The following is a 13,452-nucleotide window of genomic DNA, read 5'->3' on the forward strand; positions in this document are numbered from 1 at the left end:
TTCTCCCAATCTCAGGCAACAGCTTCAGGCGCGCCGAAACGAATGCGGAACCGCCTGTTCTCCTTGCCCTTCTTTTCTATCTTGGCAATGTGAATATCGCCCACTTCCTGCGTTTCGGAAACATGGGTGCCGCCGCAGGGCTGGCTGTCGATGCTGGAATTTTCGCCGATGCAGACGAGGCTGACCCGACCAAGGCCCATCGGTGGGCGCACATTCTTGGATTTGACGATGCCCGGATTGGCCTGCAGCTCCTCGTCGGTGATCCATTGCAGGAAAACGGGATGGTTGGCTTTCACCAGCTCCATCAGCTTTGCCGTCACCTCGTCCTTGTCGATGGTTTCCGACATGTCGAAATCGACACGCGATTCGTCCTCGCCGACGGCGGCTCCGGTGATCGGCCAGTGGCAGACCACGGAGAGCAGATGGCAGGCGGTGTGCATGCGCATCAGTTTGTAGCGACGCGGCCAGTCCACATGCAGGGTCAGTTTTTCGCCGATCTCGGGGGAAGGCTGGCCTTCGAGCGGCACATGGACGATCACGCTCTTGTCGGCGCCGTTTCTGGTGATGCCGAGTTCGATGCGCGAACCATCGGCCCGCTCGAGAAAACCGCTATCGCCCGGCTGGCCGCCGGAGGTGGCGTAAAAGCAGGTCTGGTCTAGCTCTATGCCGCCATCCTCATGCACCGCCGTGACGATTGCTTCTGCGGTGGAAAGATAAAAATCGTCACGGAACAGGGCATTCACAGGCATTTCGGCATGTCCTCAAACGGTTTCGTACGGAACCGCAATCTCGCTTTTCGTCGCCAGCCACTGCGGAATGGGAAGCCCCTTGGAGCGCAGGAAATCCGGGTTGAACAGCTTCGACTGATAACGATTGCCGTAGTCGCACAGTATCGTCACGATTGTATGCCCCGGACCGAGCTCGCGGGCAAGGCGGATTGCGCCGGCAATGTTGATGCCGGAGGAGCCGCCAAGGCAAAGGCCCTCTTTCGTGACCAAGTCGAACAGCACCGGCAGCGCTTCCGCATCTGAAATGCGATAGGAAAAGTCAGGCGTAAAACCTTCCAGATTGGCGGTGATGCGCCCCTGTCCGATGCCTTCGGTGATGGAAGATCCTTCCGATTTCAGCACGCCGTGCTTGTAAAATTCATAGAGGGCCGCACCCTCGGGATCGGCAAGGCCGATCTTGATGTCAGGGTTGAAATCGCGAAGGCCATCGGCGACGCCCGCAAGCGTCCCACCGGAACCGACCGAGCATATGAAGCCATCGACCTTGCCATCTGTCTGGTCCCAGATCTCAGGCGCCGTCGTTTCGATGTGGGCCTGCCGGTTGGCGATATTGTCGAACTGGTTGGCCCAGATCGCGCCGTTTTCATCGGTCGCGGCGAGCTGTTTTGCCAGCCGGCCGGAAACCTTCACGTAATTGTTCGGATTGGAATAGGGGGCTGCCGGAACCTCGACCAGCTTGGCGCCGAGAAGCTTCAGAGCGTCCTTCTTTTCCTGGCTCTGCGTCTCGGGAATGACGATGACCGTCTTGTAGCCCAGCGCATTGGCGACCAGCGACAGACCAATGCCGGTATTGCCCGCAGTACCCTCCACAATGGTGCCGCCCGGTCGCAACTGACCGCGCCGCTCGGCGTCGCGGATGATATAGAGCGCCGCGCGATCCTTCACCGATTGACCGGGATTGAGGAATTCCGCCTTGCCGAGGATTTCACACCCCGTCGCTTCCGAGGCGGCTTTCAGACGGATGAGCGGCGTGTTGCCGATAGCACTGAGCGCAGAGGGATGAATGGTCATGATTGAGCCTTCTTGTCTGAGCGGAAATTAGGTGCCGTTATGTCCCGTTACAACCGCCTCAAGGCAAGAAATTATCTTCCCGGCTTTGGCTTAGCCACGCAAAATTTTGCCGATACCCAATTTTATGCGTTCTTCTTGACGTCGGCATAGGCCGCAAGCGCTCTTTCTCGCGCCTTTCCATGGTCAATGATCGGCAACGGATAGGTTTTGCCAAGCTCGATGCCCGCCTTTTTCAACACCTCCTTCGGTGCTTCGAACGGCTTGTGGATGAATTTCCGCTCGAGCTTTTCGAGTTCGGGCACGAAGCGGCGCACATAATCGCCATCGCCATCGAATTTTTCGCCCTGCAGGATGGGGTTGAAGATGCGGAAAAACGGCGAGGCGTCCGCGCCCGAACCCGCCACCCATTGCCAGTTGGCGGCATTGGAAGCCGGGTCGGCATCCACAAGCGTGTCGCGAAACCATTTTTCACCCTTCCGCCAGTCGATCAGCAGATGTTTGATGAGGAAGGAGGCCACGATCATGCGCACCCGATTGTGCATGGTGCCGTGTTTCCACAATTGCCGCATGCCGGCATCGACGATGGGGTATCCCGTCATGCCGCGCGTCCAGGCCTCGAAGGCTTCTTCATCATCCCGCCAGCCGAAGGCGTCGAAACTGTCGTTCCAGTTTTTTTCGTCCAGTTCGGGAAAGTGAAACAGCAGGTGGTAGCAGAATTCCCGCCAGACGAGCTCCTTGCGGAAGCGGCTGATATCGTTGGAGGCGATATGGCGTGAGAGGCCTTTCGTCGCGTGCCAGACGGCGGCGGGCGATATTTCGCCGAGAGCCAGATGTGGTGCAAGCAGCGAGGTGGCATCCTTTGCCGGAAAATCACGGCCTTCTTCATAACCCTTCAAGGCGCCATCAATGAAATCGTCGAGTCTCTCCCGCGCACTAATTTCGCCCGGGGTCCATATTTCGCTGAAATCCTTGGCCCAGTCCGGTTTGGATGGCAGGAGCTTCCAATCGTTGAGTTTCTCTGATTGAGGCCAAGTGTCCGGTGCTTTCAGCCTCTTCGGCGCATCCGCCGGCGCATGTGGCTCCTCACCGCCCTCCAGCGCCCGCCAGAAGGGGGTATAGACCCGGTAGGGCCCGCCGGATTTTGTCTGTAGCCGGGATGGTTCATGCAGCAGATGGCCAGCAAAGCTGTGAACCGTCAGGCCGTCGTCCCTCAGCGTCTGTTTCAGTGCCTTGTCCGTCGCCATGCCCGCCGGATCGTAGCGGCGGTTCCAGAACACTGTGTCGGCACCTGTTTCGGTTATCACATGGCGTAACGTCTCTTCGGCGTCGCCGCTTGCGAGCAGCAGACGGCTACCGGTTTTTTCCAGCGCGGTGGCAAGAGAGGCCAGCGAGTGGTGAAGCCACCATTCCTGTGCACCGCCCAGCGGCCCGGAGGATTTCTCCCTTATATAAAGCGGTATCACGGGGCCGCCGTGTTCGAGCGCCGCAAGCAGGGCGAGATTGTCCGCAAGGCGCAGGTCCTTGCGGAACCAGACGATGACGGGAGAGGATTCTGTCGGCATGAAAAGACCCGGTTCACTTCCGCTTGAACGAGTGTTGAAACGCTTTGTTCCGCAAATCAGCTAGAATGGGAAGATGGGGCACATGGTTTCTCGAGGGTTATTTTTTCGACCTTGAAACCGCAGGTGAAGGGAACCAACTGGAGGAGCCGGCGTTTGTCGCGGGTTAATAGAGCATGGAAGTGCAATCAATGTTGCTGAATGACGTTAAGTGGGAAAAGCCCGTTACCATCTCCCTTGAAAACGGTGCTCCCCGGATTTTCAACGGCGTTTACGAAGCCTTCGATTTTTTACAGCACGAATGGCCGGAACGCGGTGGCAAAGCGCATGAACAGGCCCTGCGCCTGTGCCGTTCCTCGCTGATGGGCGATGTGGCAGGAGAAATCGCCCGCACCGCCTTCGTTGCCGCAAGCCGCCAGGCGCAATGCCTGATGGAGGACAAAGCGGAGGAACAGAATAAGATCGCATCCTGATCCGCATTTTCAGGACCGAAACCAGAGAGGCCACCCGCCAGAACCGGGTGGCCTTCGTCATTCAGGGGCAGGAAACGGGTTGTTTCGAACGCAGGATATGGCATCGTGCAGGCGAAATGACGGATCAAGACGGCAATGAGCAACCACTACGGCTATATTGTTTTTCCAACGGCACTCGGCCATTGCGGCCTCGCTTGGGCAGGGCGTGGCATAGCCCGTCTGCAATTGCCCGGCGCTGATGCTGGCGAAACCGAAAAGCTGCTGCTGAAACGCCTGCCATCCTCCACGATCGCTGTTCCCGAGACACGGACGCGTGAGGTGATCGCGATGATCACCCGCTATTTCAGCGGCGAAGCAATCGATTTTGCCACCGTCGAACTCGATCTTGCCGGGCAGGATCGTTTCTTTCTCGATGTTTACGCCGTTGCGCGGCAGATCGGCTGGGGCCGCACGACGACCTATGGCGGCATTGTGAAAACGCTTGGCCTTGGCATGGAAAAGGCCCGTGATGTCGGACAGGCGATGGCGAAAAATCCGGTGCCGCTCATCATTCCCTGCCACCGCGTTCTGGCTGCGGGTGGCAAGCTTGGCGGCTTTTCCGCACCGGGCGGCACCAACACCAAATTGCGCATGCTCGATCTCGAAAATGCCGGCCGCAGCAACGCGGATGATGCGCAGGGCAGCCTGTTTTAAAGCAATGACAGATCAGTGCGCATGAATAGGCGTCTGATTTCTGCCCATTTCTCGTCAAATTGTCGCTAAATTGTCACAATACACGGACGCCCTCTAACATAAGGGCGAGACGTTTGAGAGTATCCGCGTTAATTCTATCCGCTGCATTGTCTTTTACAGTCGTGGCGTCAGCTTCGGCTGGCATGCTGAACCAGGCTGAAAAATACACCGGACTGCATGAATCTAAAAACAACAAGAGTCTGAAGAATATTCTCGGGGCAAATCCCCGCAGTACACCTTGGTGCGGCCTTTTCCTGCATGCCGTCGCCAGCAAGGCGGGTCGGCAATCGCCCAAATCCTATGGATTTGCGAAATCCTGGACGTCGTTCGGTTACGCCGTTCCGGTGAACCAGGCCAAGCCGGGCGATGTGGTCGTCATCCGCAACGGACGCGGTTATCATGCCGGTATATTGAAGGGCATGAGCGGCAAGACCGCACAAATCCTCGGCGGCAATCAGTCTGGCCGGGTGCAGGTATCGAATTTCAATCGCAAGGCCATCGTGTCCGTCCGTCGCTGAAGATCGACCAGGAAACATTGCATCGCCATAAAGGCGGGCCATGGCCCGCCCTTTTTGTTTTAAGGCGCCTATGGCTGTTCCCTGACGCCGGGCGCTGCCTCGCGCTGGTCGTCGTCCTCAAGGTCCGTGGAGACGATAAAGGCGTCTTCATGCTGCCGGGCCGCCTGTCGGCGTGCACGTAGGTTCATGGATTCATCCGGATAAATCTCGCCCTGCCTGGATTTGAGTTCGCTGTCGGTTTCGAAATGCGCCACGTCCTCGTCGCGAATGTCGAGCGGCTTGCTGTCTTTATGTTTCGGCGCGTCCATGGATGATCCTCCTGAAGGGTTTCCAGCAGGGCAAACGATCAGCGGCGAGGACGGTTCCCTATTTTTGAGGAAACGCCGCTTCGCAATGGGGCAGAGCGGAACAATTTCTTGCCTTTTCTGTTTTTCTCTCGGCACAATTGAAACCGGCGCAACGAAAGAGGGAGGCCCGTTATGAACCATGATCGCGAAGCCGCAATCCGTGAAAAAGCGCGCGCAATATGGGAAAGGGAGGGACGGCCGGAGGGACACCACGAACGGCACTGGATAGAGGCGGAGCGGGAGATTGCCGCAAGCGCGAAAACCGTGAAGGCCAATGGTAAAGAAGGCGCGAAAAAACCCGCTGCCGCCGCCAAGGCTACCGCAAAGAAGGCTCCAGTAGATAAGGCCCCGGCAAAAAAGGCAAAATCACCAGCAGTAAAATCGCTTCAGAAAGAGCAGAAGGCTGCAAGCCACGAAAAAGTCGATGACCTGACCGAGAGCCTTGAAGAAAGTTTCCCCGCCAGTGATCCGCCGGCTCTCACAAACGCCACCAAGGCGACGAAGCGCGCGGTCAAGAAAAGCTGACGTTCATAACCGTGCTCTGGGCAGCATAAGTGATGCTCGGCCCGAATATGCGTGTCGAATGCGCCTTGCCCGGCACAGTGGCAAGGCGCGGCCGGTGATGGTCGTCAATTACCTGAGAGCGTTTCAGTCAGCATGTTGATCAGCGCTCTCAGGCCGGATGATACATGCCGGCGTCCCGAGTAGTAGAGACATAGTCCCGGATAGACCGGACACCATTCTTCCAGAACGCGCTTGAGGCGACCGTCTTCAAGTGCGTCTGTCGCAAGATGGTCGGGCACGAAAGCGATGCCTATTCCATCGATTGCCGCCTCCACCATAAGCGGTTGGTCACTCAATGTGAGAGGTCCGGAAACGTTGATCCTCTCCACCACGCCCAGACGTTCAAATTCCCATCGATAGATAGCACCGCTTTCAAACCGGAATCGGATGCAGTCGTGGCTATAGAGATCCTGCGGTGCGACTGGATAGCCGCGTTGCTCGAAATACCCGGGCGACGCAACCGCAGCAAAGCGCACCTCCTTCATGACTGGGATCGCCACCATGTCTTTCGGCACGGCCTCCGCCAGTCGGATACCGGCATCGAAACCATCGGCAACGATATCACTGAGCCTGCCATCACTGACTATGTCGAGATGGACCTGAGGATATTCGCGCAGGAAGCGTGCGAGTACGGGCCGCAATATCAAGCGGATAGCGCCTTCACTGGCATTGATCCGAACGGTGCCGGTGGGAACGGGAGCATTACCCTCCAGCTCCTGAACGGCCTCCTCAATCGATGCCATTGCTGGCCTGAGTTTTGCGGCAAGGCGTTCTCCCGCCTCGGTCAAGGAGACGCTGCGGGTCGTTCGGTTGAAAAGGCGGACGTTCAAACGCTGTTCGAGAACCTTGATCGAATGGCTGATCGCCGAGGGCGTCATGTTGAGCTCGGTTGCGGCGCTGCGAAAACTGCGATGGGACGCGACCGTCAGGAATGCGGCAAAGGCCGCCAGATCGTTCCCCTTGGATTGGTGAATTGCTTTCATCATGTCATCAAGAATTGATCAGATTGTTTCGATAGTCAACGATCCATAAACTCCGCGCAGGGCGCAGCATTGCGGGGGGCAGCGACCGGCTGGTCGCTTCCAGGGCCCCGAACCGCCAATTCCACCAGCGGCCCGCCAAAGAGAGGAAAAGTTGATGAAGATGAAAGCTGTTGTGATGACCGGGGCGAACCGCCCCTGGGAAGTTCAGGAGGTTCCCATTCCCAGGGCAGAGCCCGGACTGGTCCTTGTGAAAGTCCACGCCTCCGGCATGTGTTATACGGACGTATGGGCTACGAAGGGTGCTGGTGGTGACATCTATCCGCAGACCCCGGGTCACGAAGTGGTCGGCGAGATTGTCGAGGTCGGCGCGGGCGTGCACACGCGCAGGGTCGGAGACCGGGTTGGCACCACCTGGGTGCAATCCTCATGCGGTCGTTGCCCATATTGCCGCCAGAACCGCCCGTTGACCGGCCAGACGGCCATGAACTGCGATTCACCCAGAACGACCGGTTTCGCGACACAGGGCGGACACGCAGAGTATATTGCGATCTCTGCCGAAGGCACGGTGTTGTTGCCCGATGGGCTGGACTACGTGGATGCCGCACCCATGATGTGCGCCGGCTACACCACCTGGAGCGGCCTGCGTGATGCGTCGCCGAAGCCCGGTGAAAGGGTCGCGGTGCTGGGTATCGGCGGGCTGGGCCATGTCGCCCTGCAATTCTCCAAGGCCTGCGGCTTCGAGACCGTCGCGATCACGCATTCGCCGGACAAGCACAAGCTGGCGACCGATCTGGGTGCCGACATCGTTGTCGCCGATGGCGAGGGGTTGCTGGCGGCAGGCGGCGCAGACGTTCTTCTGGTCACAACCAACGACTTCGACACCGCCGTAAAGGCGATGGCCGGCATAAGGCCCGACGGGCGCATCGTCCTTTGCGGGCTCGACTTCAGCAAGCCGTTTTCGATTCCGTCCGATGGCAAGCCATTCCACATGATGCGCCAACGCGTGATCGGCTCCACGCATGGCGGACAGCATTACCTTGCCGAAATTCTCGACCTCGCCGCAAAAGGCAAGGTCAAGCCCATTGTCGAAACCTTCACGCTTGATCAGGCAACCGAGGCATATGACCGGCTATCCTCCGGCAAGATGCGGTTCCGCGGTGTGTTCTTGCCCTCGCAGGGCAAATAATTTTAAGGCTAGAGCAATTCCGGCGACCCGTTTCGCCGGAATTTCTCCACCTAGAGAAATATTCCAGGATACGTTCCCATCCGACGGGAGCGAAGGTGTTTCCCTGTGCGGGCAGACGCACCATGCGCCGAGATCCTTGCCTGTCGTTGCTGATGCCGTGTTCCCTTAAACTGCGCCACATATTTCATGACAACGTGCGCTGCCATCTTGTCATTCTTATCGCTCCGTATGGAAGAATGTATGGAAAATGTATGCAGAATGGCAAGCGCGCCCAGAATAGAGAATGCGCGGGAAAGTCTTGTTTCTCGGCCATATCAACGGCTTGAAATGAAAAAGGGCTCGTATCTTTCGATACAAGCCCTTTGAAACTGGCTCCCCGGGCCGGATTCGAACCGGCGACCTGTCGATTAACAGTCGAATGCTCTACCGCTGAGCTACCAGGGAAAGTGCGCTGCTTGGCGCGCTGTGAGCGGGGTAATACAAATGCTTTTCCGATTTGCCAAGCGGTTTTTTCAAAAAAAACGCATTCCTCTTGTTTTATATCGCCGGAGTCCCGATTTTCCGGGCTTATCGCCTGTGAAAAAATTATCCACAGGCTGGATGCAAAAGGGCAGGATGGAATGAAATTCGGTATGGACCACAGAACGGGTCGCCTCAATCTCGGAAAATGGAGCCTCGCCATGCCGCGTTCGCGCGTCGGCAGGATCGTCACGGGTTCGGCGTTGGTCGTGGGCGGAACGCTTGGATTCCTGCCCATCCTCGGTTTCTGGATGATTCCGCTTGGCCTGATCGTACTCTCCCAGGATTTACCGGCGGTACGTCGCAGACGGCGACGGCTGGCAGTGTGGTGGGCATCGCGACAGAACCGCCGCGAGGCGCGCAATAAAGGCCGCCAGTAGCCGCTCAGCCGCCGATGGAGCTGCTGATGCCCTGACCGGCCCAGAAGGCCGCATAGGCAAGCGCTGTGAAGTAGATGGCCGTGAGGCCAAGGAAGAGATAGCCGCCAAGCACCGTGATGCCATCCCGCTGGATCATGCCCGCCGAAAAAAGCAGGATGGCGACGCCCGGCAGCGTGTTGGAAAAGGGAATGAAGCCGAGCGGCATCATCAGCAGGACGCCCGCTGTCATCAGGGCAAGGCCGTTTATCCTGTTGGCGACGATGCCCGTCGTCAGCGCGGGAATGCGCGGCCGGATGAAGCGATCGAGCTTGGAGACGATAGCGACACCCTTTTGCAGCGCTGGCACAAGCTTTGCCGTTTCCATCTGCCGGTCGAGAATTTTGGCGGGAAGCCACGGCAGGCGATTAAGCGTGATCGCCAGGCTCACGAGAATGATTGCGGCACCGAAGACGGTGCTGACACCGGGAATGGATACCGGTATGAGGAACGGCAGGGAGGCAATCGCGCAGATGAGCAACAGGCCCTGTTCGCCAATCGCCTCCATCAGCTCGCGCAATGTGATCGTCTGACCCTGCAGTTTTCCTATCAGTTTCTCAAGCGTGGTGCTGAGCTTTTCAGACGTATCAGTGAATGCGAATTCGTTCGACATGCCGCTTCCCGGAAGTTGTTTTAACTCCGGGTTTGATAACATTCATCCGGCCCGATGCCTATCACCGATAGAAATCGGCATCTTCGCCGTCTGTCGCGTCGTTCGCCTTTGTTAGTGCGAAACCCAGCTGCTGTAAGCACCGGCGAGAAGAACCACCAGCAGGATGACAAGTATGACCGGGTTGATCGACGTAATGAAGCCGACATAGTCCATGATAACTTCCTCCTCTTTCTTCCACGCCTTATTCTATCGCAAAAACAGAGGTTTATCTACCATAGGGTGAAATTTCGCATCGCAGCAACCTGTTGCCGCTAGGGGCTGGAATTGTTTGTTTTTCCTGTTTTCCGCAATGCAAAAATAAATCTCTCCATATTTGCCCCAACATTTGCCATTGTCGTACGTTGTCTCTAAATCGTGATGGGGTGATGGGCTGAAACGGCCGGTGCCCTGCCGACAAACCACCGCTGAGTTGCCTTGGCTCCCGCCTTGCCTTCGGTCTATGCTGATCTTCCCCGGGGACATGAAATGCTGAAAAACATCTATGCTTGGACGATGGCGCTTGCCGCCCGCAAGACGGCCGTGTGGTGGCTGGCGATCGTGGCTTTCGTGGAAAGCTCCGTCTTTGTCGTGCCGGCGGATGTGCTTTTCCTGCCCATGGTGCTGGCGAAGCCGAAGAAGGCGATGTTTTATGCATTTGTTGCCACCGTCGCCTCCGTTCTCGGCGGCATCGCCGGCTGGTTCCTCGGCCACTACGCTTTCGAAAGCATTGCAAGGCCCATTCTGGAATTTTACGGCAAGCTCGACAGCTTCGAGCACCTCAAGAATTCGGTTGACTATGAGACCATCGTTCTCCTGCTGGTGACATCCGGGCTTGCGCATCTGCCGCCGATCAAGGTCGTGACGATCCTCTCGGGTGCGGCCAATATCAGCCTCGGCCTGTTCATTCTTTCCGCCGTCGTCACGCGCGGTGCACGCTTTTTCATTCTCGCCGGACTGCTGCAGAAATACGGCGAGTCGGTGCGCCATTTCATCGAAAAACGCCTCGGCGTCATCACGGCTGCGGCTGCCGCTGCGCTCATCGCGGTCTATGCGGTTTACGTTTTCGTGCGTTGACCACGCGAAAATATCTACTCTTACAATACTGTCGCATAACTTTCAGCCTACTGTCAGAATCCGCCTGTATCCGTTCCCTTGTCGAATAAGGGAACCATTTTATTATGCGAAGATTCTGGAAGTGCTCCTTTTGGGGCATGGGTATTGCTGTGCTTGCCACAGGCGGTTATCTCTACGCCATCCAGCTTCTCGGCAACTTCCACGAGGTGCTGGCTGGGCAGCTTTATCGCTCCAACCAGCCGAGCGTTGAAGAACTTGTTCGCTACACCAAGGAAAATGGCATCAGAACTGTCATCAACCTGCGCGGCCCGAATGAATCAAAGGCCTGGTATCAGGACGAAATTAGAACAGCGCGCGAGCTTGGACTGAACCATATCGATTTTGGCATGTCGGCAAGCCGGGAACTCAATATGAACGAGGTGAATCAGCTGGTCGCCATCATGCGCGATGCGCCGAAACCCATCCTCATTCATTGCAAGGCCGGTGCGGACAGGACGGGTCTCGCAACCGCGCTCTATCTCAGCCGCATAGCGCTTCTCAGCGAAAAAGAGGCTGAAAGCCAGCTTTCCATCCGTTACGGCCACGTCGGCATCCCCTATCTGTCGGCAACCTATGCCATGGACCGGACATGGGAAAATGTGGAAGACATGCCGATCACCGCCGACTTCGCCGTTGCCTCCAACGAGTTCTGAAGGCGGGTCGGTCGGAACTCCTGCCGCAACTTGATTATCCAGCTGCAGCTGCGCGCCGCCTTGGTTGAACAGACCACCCGGGCAGCTGCGAAGCCGTCGGTATAGGCCGGGTAAATTCACAAAGTCCGGACATGTATTTGGATCACGTGGCGTGACATCTGCAGCAGGCCTGTATCGAAAACAGGGCTATAAAGCTGCTCAGTCGCGTCCGATATCCGGTGTCCATCCACGCGTATAGCCTTTTCCCATGATCGCAACCGCGAGGGAAAGCTGTTCCTGCAAATGCTCGATTTCGCCGAGAAGGGCCTCGACAGCCGCCTTCGCATCGCCGTCATGACACTGGATGACATATCCCGCTATGTCGTCCGGTCGTATGGGAGTGATTTTTTCAGCGTCGGGCATAATGGATGACCTCTCTTTTGTTCACTAAATGTTCTAATTTTAGCGGAGAGTCAATAAGGCAATGCGCGCTGTCCCTGGACGGCCGACGGCTTTACAATCGAGTTCATATTTTCAGGGGTTTAACCCGTGAATGCGCTCGAACATAAATGGAATGCTCGAGAGCGAAATGGGCAGAACGAGGGATTTGAACCCGAGACCTCCGGGGCCGGTGACGCGGAAGCAAGCGTTAATGAACCGACGGGTCTTCGCCGTCCAGAAAGCTGCGAATCCCATCTTTTTCGCAAGTTGCCAGGAATTCCTCCCAGGCGTCCTTATCGGTAGCGAAAGGTTCGTCCCACGTGGTGACATCGTCGTGCTCGCTGATAACCTCGAGCGTCCAGTCCTGCTGGGTGCCAGCGGGACGGTGGATATCAACCAGGACCGTGATGCCGTCGTCTTCAAACTCGCCTGAGAATTCTGAGTGTTCGATTTTCGTTTTTTTGGCCATCTCGGCACGCCTCATTCTCAGTTTTGGATAAACACACACCCGAACCGGTCTTAGTAATTCGCGCCTGGCGCTGACCGCAGGAGGGCTAAAACAAATATAGCCAGCTCTGGGGGAACTGGCTATCTATCTGTTTTTACTGGTCGGAGCGGCGGGATTCGAACCCACGACCCCTTGACCCCCAGTCAAGTGCGCTACCGGGCTGCGCTACGCTCCGAACCTGAAAGCCGTTTATATATAAGCCTGTTAGGGCGCAAGTGGAAAATCGTCTTTTCTCAAAAAAAGGAACAATGGATGTGGACGAGGGGAAGGGGAAAAGGCTTGGCCATCCCGCCGGATGGGTAGCCCGTCAAACGCCTGACACATCACCTTTCCATCATTGCGGGAACCTGCCGTGGTCTTTGGCGTTCAAACGCAGCGGAACTGAAACTCAGGGAGATGAATATGTCTGAACTCGTCGTTGTTGGTTTTGACGGAACGGAAGAGGCCGATCGGGTCCTTCTGAAGCTTGCAAGCCTGAAAAAGGAATATCTGGTCGATCTGGAGGATGCCGTGGTCGTGGTTCGCGATGAAAACGGCAAGGTGCATCTGAAGCAGAGCGTCAATCTGACCGCGCTCGGCGCAAGCTCGGGTTTTCTGTCCGGCGGTCTCTGGGGCGGCCTCGTTGGCCTGCTGTTCCTCAATCCCCTGGCGGGATTTGCCATTGGCGGCGCGATTGGCGCGGGCACGGGCGCGCTTGCGGGGTCGCTGACGGATTTCGGCATTGACGACGATTTCATCAAATCGCTTGGCGAGACCATTCCGAACGGTTCTTCGGCACTCTTCGTGCTGATCCGCAAGGTGCAACCGGAAAAGGTGCTGGCGGAACTGGAAGGGCTGCGCGGGCGGGTCATCAAAACCTCGCTGTCGCCAGAGCAGGAAGCGCAACTGCAAAAGGCGCTTTCCGGTGGAACCGAACAGGCCGCTGCCGCGCCCGCCGCGTGAAGCGGGCAGACAAAGAAATGGCTGCGACATGATCCATGTCGCAGCCATTTCTCGACGTAATCCGGAAA

The 13,452-nt window shown here is 57.2% G+C and carries 17 protein-coding genes and 2 tRNA genes; 9 read left to right on the forward strand and 10 right to left on the reverse strand.

The genetic code is table 11. The annotated features are described in order from the left end of the window. Nucleotides 1-11 precede the first annotated feature (11 nt). From FY152_04480 to FY152_04490, 3 genes are all read right to left on the reverse strand, one after another. Nucleotides 12-749 carry an alanyl-tRNA editing protein gene (locus FY152_04480; protein ID UXS31389.1) on the reverse strand — a complete coding sequence of 246 codons (738 nt, stop codon included), beginning with the start codon at nt 747-749 and terminating at the stop codon, nt 12-14. 12 nt (nt 750-761) lie between these two features. After that, nucleotides 762-1,799, reverse strand: coding sequence for a cysteine synthase A (locus tag FY152_04485; GenBank protein ID UXS31390.1), 1,038 nt, complete (start codon nt 1,797-1,799; stop codon nt 762-764). 122 nt (nt 1,800-1,921) lie between these two features. After that, nucleotides 1,922-3,361, reverse strand: a complete 1,440-nt coding sequence (locus FY152_04490) for a deoxyribodipyrimidine photo-lyase (GenBank protein ID UXS31391.1) — start codon at nt 3,359-3,361, stop codon at nt 1,922-1,924. 188 nt (nt 3,362-3,549) lie between these two features. On the opposite strand from FY152_04490, the gene FY152_04495 reads away from it, so the two are divergent. The 3 genes from FY152_04495 to FY152_04505 all read left to right on the forward strand — a co-directional run bounded on the left by FY152_04495 (nt 3,550) and on the right by FY152_04505 (nt 5,081). Further along, on the forward strand, nt 3,550-3,831 hold the full coding sequence (locus FY152_04495) for a DUF982 domain-containing protein (GenBank protein ID UXS31392.1): 282 nt from the start codon (nt 3,550-3,552) through the stop codon (nt 3,829-3,831). Between the two features lie 135 nt (nt 3,832-3,966). Beyond that, nucleotides 3,967-4,524, forward strand: a complete 558-nt coding sequence (locus FY152_04500; GenBank protein ID UXS31393.1) for a methylated-DNA--[protein]-cysteine S-methyltransferase — start codon at nt 3,967-3,969, stop codon at nt 4,522-4,524. Between the two features lie 182 nt (nt 4,525-4,706). Continuing rightward, nucleotides 4,707-5,081, forward strand: coding sequence for a TIGR02594 family protein (locus FY152_04505; protein UXS31394.1), 375 nt, complete (start codon nt 4,707-4,709; stop codon nt 5,079-5,081). A gap of 68 nt (nt 5,082-5,149) precedes the next feature. On the opposite strand, the gene FY152_04510 is transcribed toward FY152_04505, so the two are convergent. Then, entirely contained in the window at nt 5,150-5,389 is a 240-nt protein-coding gene (locus FY152_04510; protein ID UXS31395.1) for a hypothetical protein, read from the reverse strand. Between the two features lie 171 nt (nt 5,390-5,560). Here FY152_04510 and FY152_04515 point away from each other — a divergent pair, with 171 nt between their 5' ends. Then, a complete protein-coding gene (locus FY152_04515) occupies nt 5,561-5,953 on the forward strand; it encodes a DUF2934 domain-containing protein (protein UXS31396.1) in 393 nt (130 codons plus the stop codon). 104 nt (nt 5,954-6,057) lie between these two features. Here FY152_04515 and FY152_04520 read toward each other — a convergent pair whose 3' ends face one another. Continuing rightward, nucleotides 6,058-6,978, reverse strand: coding sequence for a LysR family transcriptional regulator (locus FY152_04520; protein UXS31397.1), 921 nt, complete (start codon nt 6,976-6,978; stop codon nt 6,058-6,060). A 157-nt stretch (nt 6,979-7,135) separates the two neighbouring features. On the opposite strand from FY152_04520, the gene FY152_04525 reads away from it, so the two are divergent. After that, nucleotides 7,136-8,161, forward strand: a complete 1,026-nt coding sequence (locus FY152_04525) for an alcohol dehydrogenase catalytic domain-containing protein (GenBank protein UXS33204.1) — start codon at nt 7,136-7,138, stop codon at nt 8,159-8,161. A gap of 369 nt (nt 8,162-8,530) precedes the next feature. On the opposite strand, the gene FY152_04530 is transcribed toward FY152_04525, so the two are convergent. Next, nucleotides 8,531-8,605: transfer RNA gene (locus FY152_04530), tRNA-Asn, on the reverse strand. Between the two features lie 176 nt (nt 8,606-8,781). Here FY152_04530 and FY152_04535 point away from each other — a divergent pair. Further along, complete coding sequence (locus tag FY152_04535; protein UXS31398.1) at nt 8,782-9,060, forward strand: hypothetical protein; 279 nt, start codon at nt 8,782-8,784, stop codon at nt 9,058-9,060. Nucleotides 9,061-9,064: 4 nt separating this feature from the next. On the opposite strand, the gene FY152_04540 is transcribed toward FY152_04535, so the two are convergent. Further along, nucleotides 9,065-9,709 (reverse strand): exopolysaccharide biosynthesis protein, encoded by a 645-nt coding sequence (locus tag FY152_04540; GenBank protein ID UXS31399.1) that lies wholly within the window; start codon nt 9,707-9,709, stop codon nt 9,065-9,067. Between the two features lie 525 nt (nt 9,710-10,234). On the opposite strand from FY152_04540, the gene FY152_04545 reads away from it, so the two are divergent. Further along, nucleotides 10,235-10,822: a DedA family protein gene (locus tag FY152_04545; protein ID UXS31400.1), complete on the forward strand. Its 588-nt coding sequence runs from the start codon at nt 10,235-10,237 to the stop codon at nt 10,820-10,822. 137 nt (nt 10,823-10,959) lie between these two features. Continuing rightward, the gene (locus FY152_04550) at nt 10,960-11,514 is read left to right on the forward strand and encodes a dual specificity protein phosphatase family protein (GenBank protein ID UXS31401.1); all 555 of its coding nucleotides are present in this window, start codon (nt 10,960-10,962) and stop codon (nt 11,512-11,514) included. Nucleotides 11,515-11,712: 198 nt separating this feature from the next. Here FY152_04550 and FY152_04555 read toward each other — a convergent pair whose 3' ends face one another. The 3 genes from FY152_04555 to FY152_04565 form a co-directional block, all read right to left on the reverse strand. Then, nucleotides 11,713-11,916: a hypothetical protein gene (locus FY152_04555; protein ID UXS31402.1), complete on the reverse strand. Its 204-nt coding sequence runs from the start codon at nt 11,914-11,916 to the stop codon at nt 11,713-11,715. A gap of 226 nt (nt 11,917-12,142) precedes the next feature. Beyond that, nucleotides 12,143-12,403 carry a hypothetical protein gene (locus FY152_04560; protein ID UXS31403.1) on the reverse strand — a complete coding sequence of 87 codons (261 nt, stop codon included), beginning with the start codon at nt 12,401-12,403 and terminating at the stop codon, nt 12,143-12,145. A 137-nt stretch (nt 12,404-12,540) separates the two neighbouring features. Beyond that, nucleotides 12,541-12,617: transfer RNA gene (locus FY152_04565), tRNA-Pro, on the reverse strand. 227 nt (nt 12,618-12,844) lie between these two features. Between FY152_04565 and FY152_04570 the strand changes: the two genes are divergently transcribed. After that, a complete protein-coding gene (locus FY152_04570; protein UXS31404.1) occupies nt 12,845-13,384 on the forward strand; it encodes a DUF1269 domain-containing protein in 540 nt (179 codons plus the stop codon). Nucleotides 13,385-13,452 lie beyond the last annotated feature (68 nt).

Source organism: Agrobacterium tumefaciens (genome assembly GCA_025560025.1).
GTDB lineage: Bacteria > Pseudomonadota > Alphaproteobacteria > Rhizobiales > Rhizobiaceae > Agrobacterium.

What these genes read in the sequence shown, in the direction of transcription:
- FY152_04525 (UXS33204.1), top strand. Translation starts at nt 7,136, where the DNA reads ATGAAAGCTGTTGTGATGACCGGGGCGAACCGCCCCTGGGAAGTTCAG.
- FY152_04570 (UXS31404.1), top strand. Translation starts at nt 12,845, where the DNA reads ATGTCTGAACTCGTCGTTGTTGGTTTTGACGGAACGGAAGAGGCCGAT.
- FY152_04550 (UXS31401.1), top strand. Translation starts at nt 10,960, where the DNA reads ATGGGTATTGCTGTGCTTGCCACAGGCGGTTATCTCTACGCCATCCAG.
- FY152_04500 (UXS31393.1), top strand. Translation starts at nt 3,967, where the DNA reads ATGAGCAACCACTACGGCTATATTGTTTTTCCAACGGCACTCGGCCAT.
- FY152_04555 (UXS31402.1), bottom strand. Translation starts at nt 11,916, where the DNA reads ATGCCCGACGCTGAAAAAATCACTCCCATACGACCGGACGACATAGCG.
- FY152_04560 (UXS31403.1), bottom strand. Translation starts at nt 12,403, where the DNA reads ATGGCCAAAAAAACGAAAATCGAACACTCAGAATTCTCAGGCGAGTTT.
- FY152_04495 (UXS31392.1), top strand. Translation starts at nt 3,550, where the DNA reads ATGTTGCTGAATGACGTTAAGTGGGAAAAGCCCGTTACCATCTCCCTT.
- FY152_04490 (UXS31391.1), bottom strand. Translation starts at nt 3,361, where the DNA reads ATGCCGACAGAATCCTCTCCCGTCATCGTCTGGTTCCGCAAGGACCTG.
- FY152_04540 (UXS31399.1), bottom strand. Translation starts at nt 9,709, where the DNA reads ATGTCGAACGAATTCGCATTCACTGATACGTCTGAAAAGCTCAGCACC.
- FY152_04520 (UXS31397.1), bottom strand. Translation starts at nt 6,978, where the DNA reads ATGATGAAAGCAATTCACCAATCCAAGGGGAACGATCTGGCGGCCTTT.
- FY152_04505 (UXS31394.1), top strand. Translation starts at nt 4,707, where the DNA reads ATGCTGAACCAGGCTGAAAAATACACCGGACTGCATGAATCTAAAAAC.
- FY152_04535 (UXS31398.1), top strand. Translation starts at nt 8,782, where the DNA reads ATGAAATTCGGTATGGACCACAGAACGGGTCGCCTCAATCTCGGAAAA.
- FY152_04480 (UXS31389.1), bottom strand. Translation starts at nt 749, where the DNA reads ATGCCTGTGAATGCCCTGTTCCGTGACGATTTTTATCTTTCCACCGCA.
- FY152_04510 (UXS31395.1), bottom strand. Translation starts at nt 5,389, where the DNA reads ATGGACGCGCCGAAACATAAAGACAGCAAGCCGCTCGACATTCGCGAC.
- FY152_04485 (UXS31390.1), bottom strand. Translation starts at nt 1,799, where the DNA reads ATGACCATTCATCCCTCTGCGCTCAGTGCTATCGGCAACACGCCGCTC.
- FY152_04545 (UXS31400.1), top strand. Translation starts at nt 10,235, where the DNA reads ATGCTGAAAAACATCTATGCTTGGACGATGGCGCTTGCCGCCCGCAAG.
- FY152_04515 (UXS31396.1), top strand. Translation starts at nt 5,561, where the DNA reads ATGAACCATGATCGCGAAGCCGCAATCCGTGAAAAAGCGCGCGCAATA.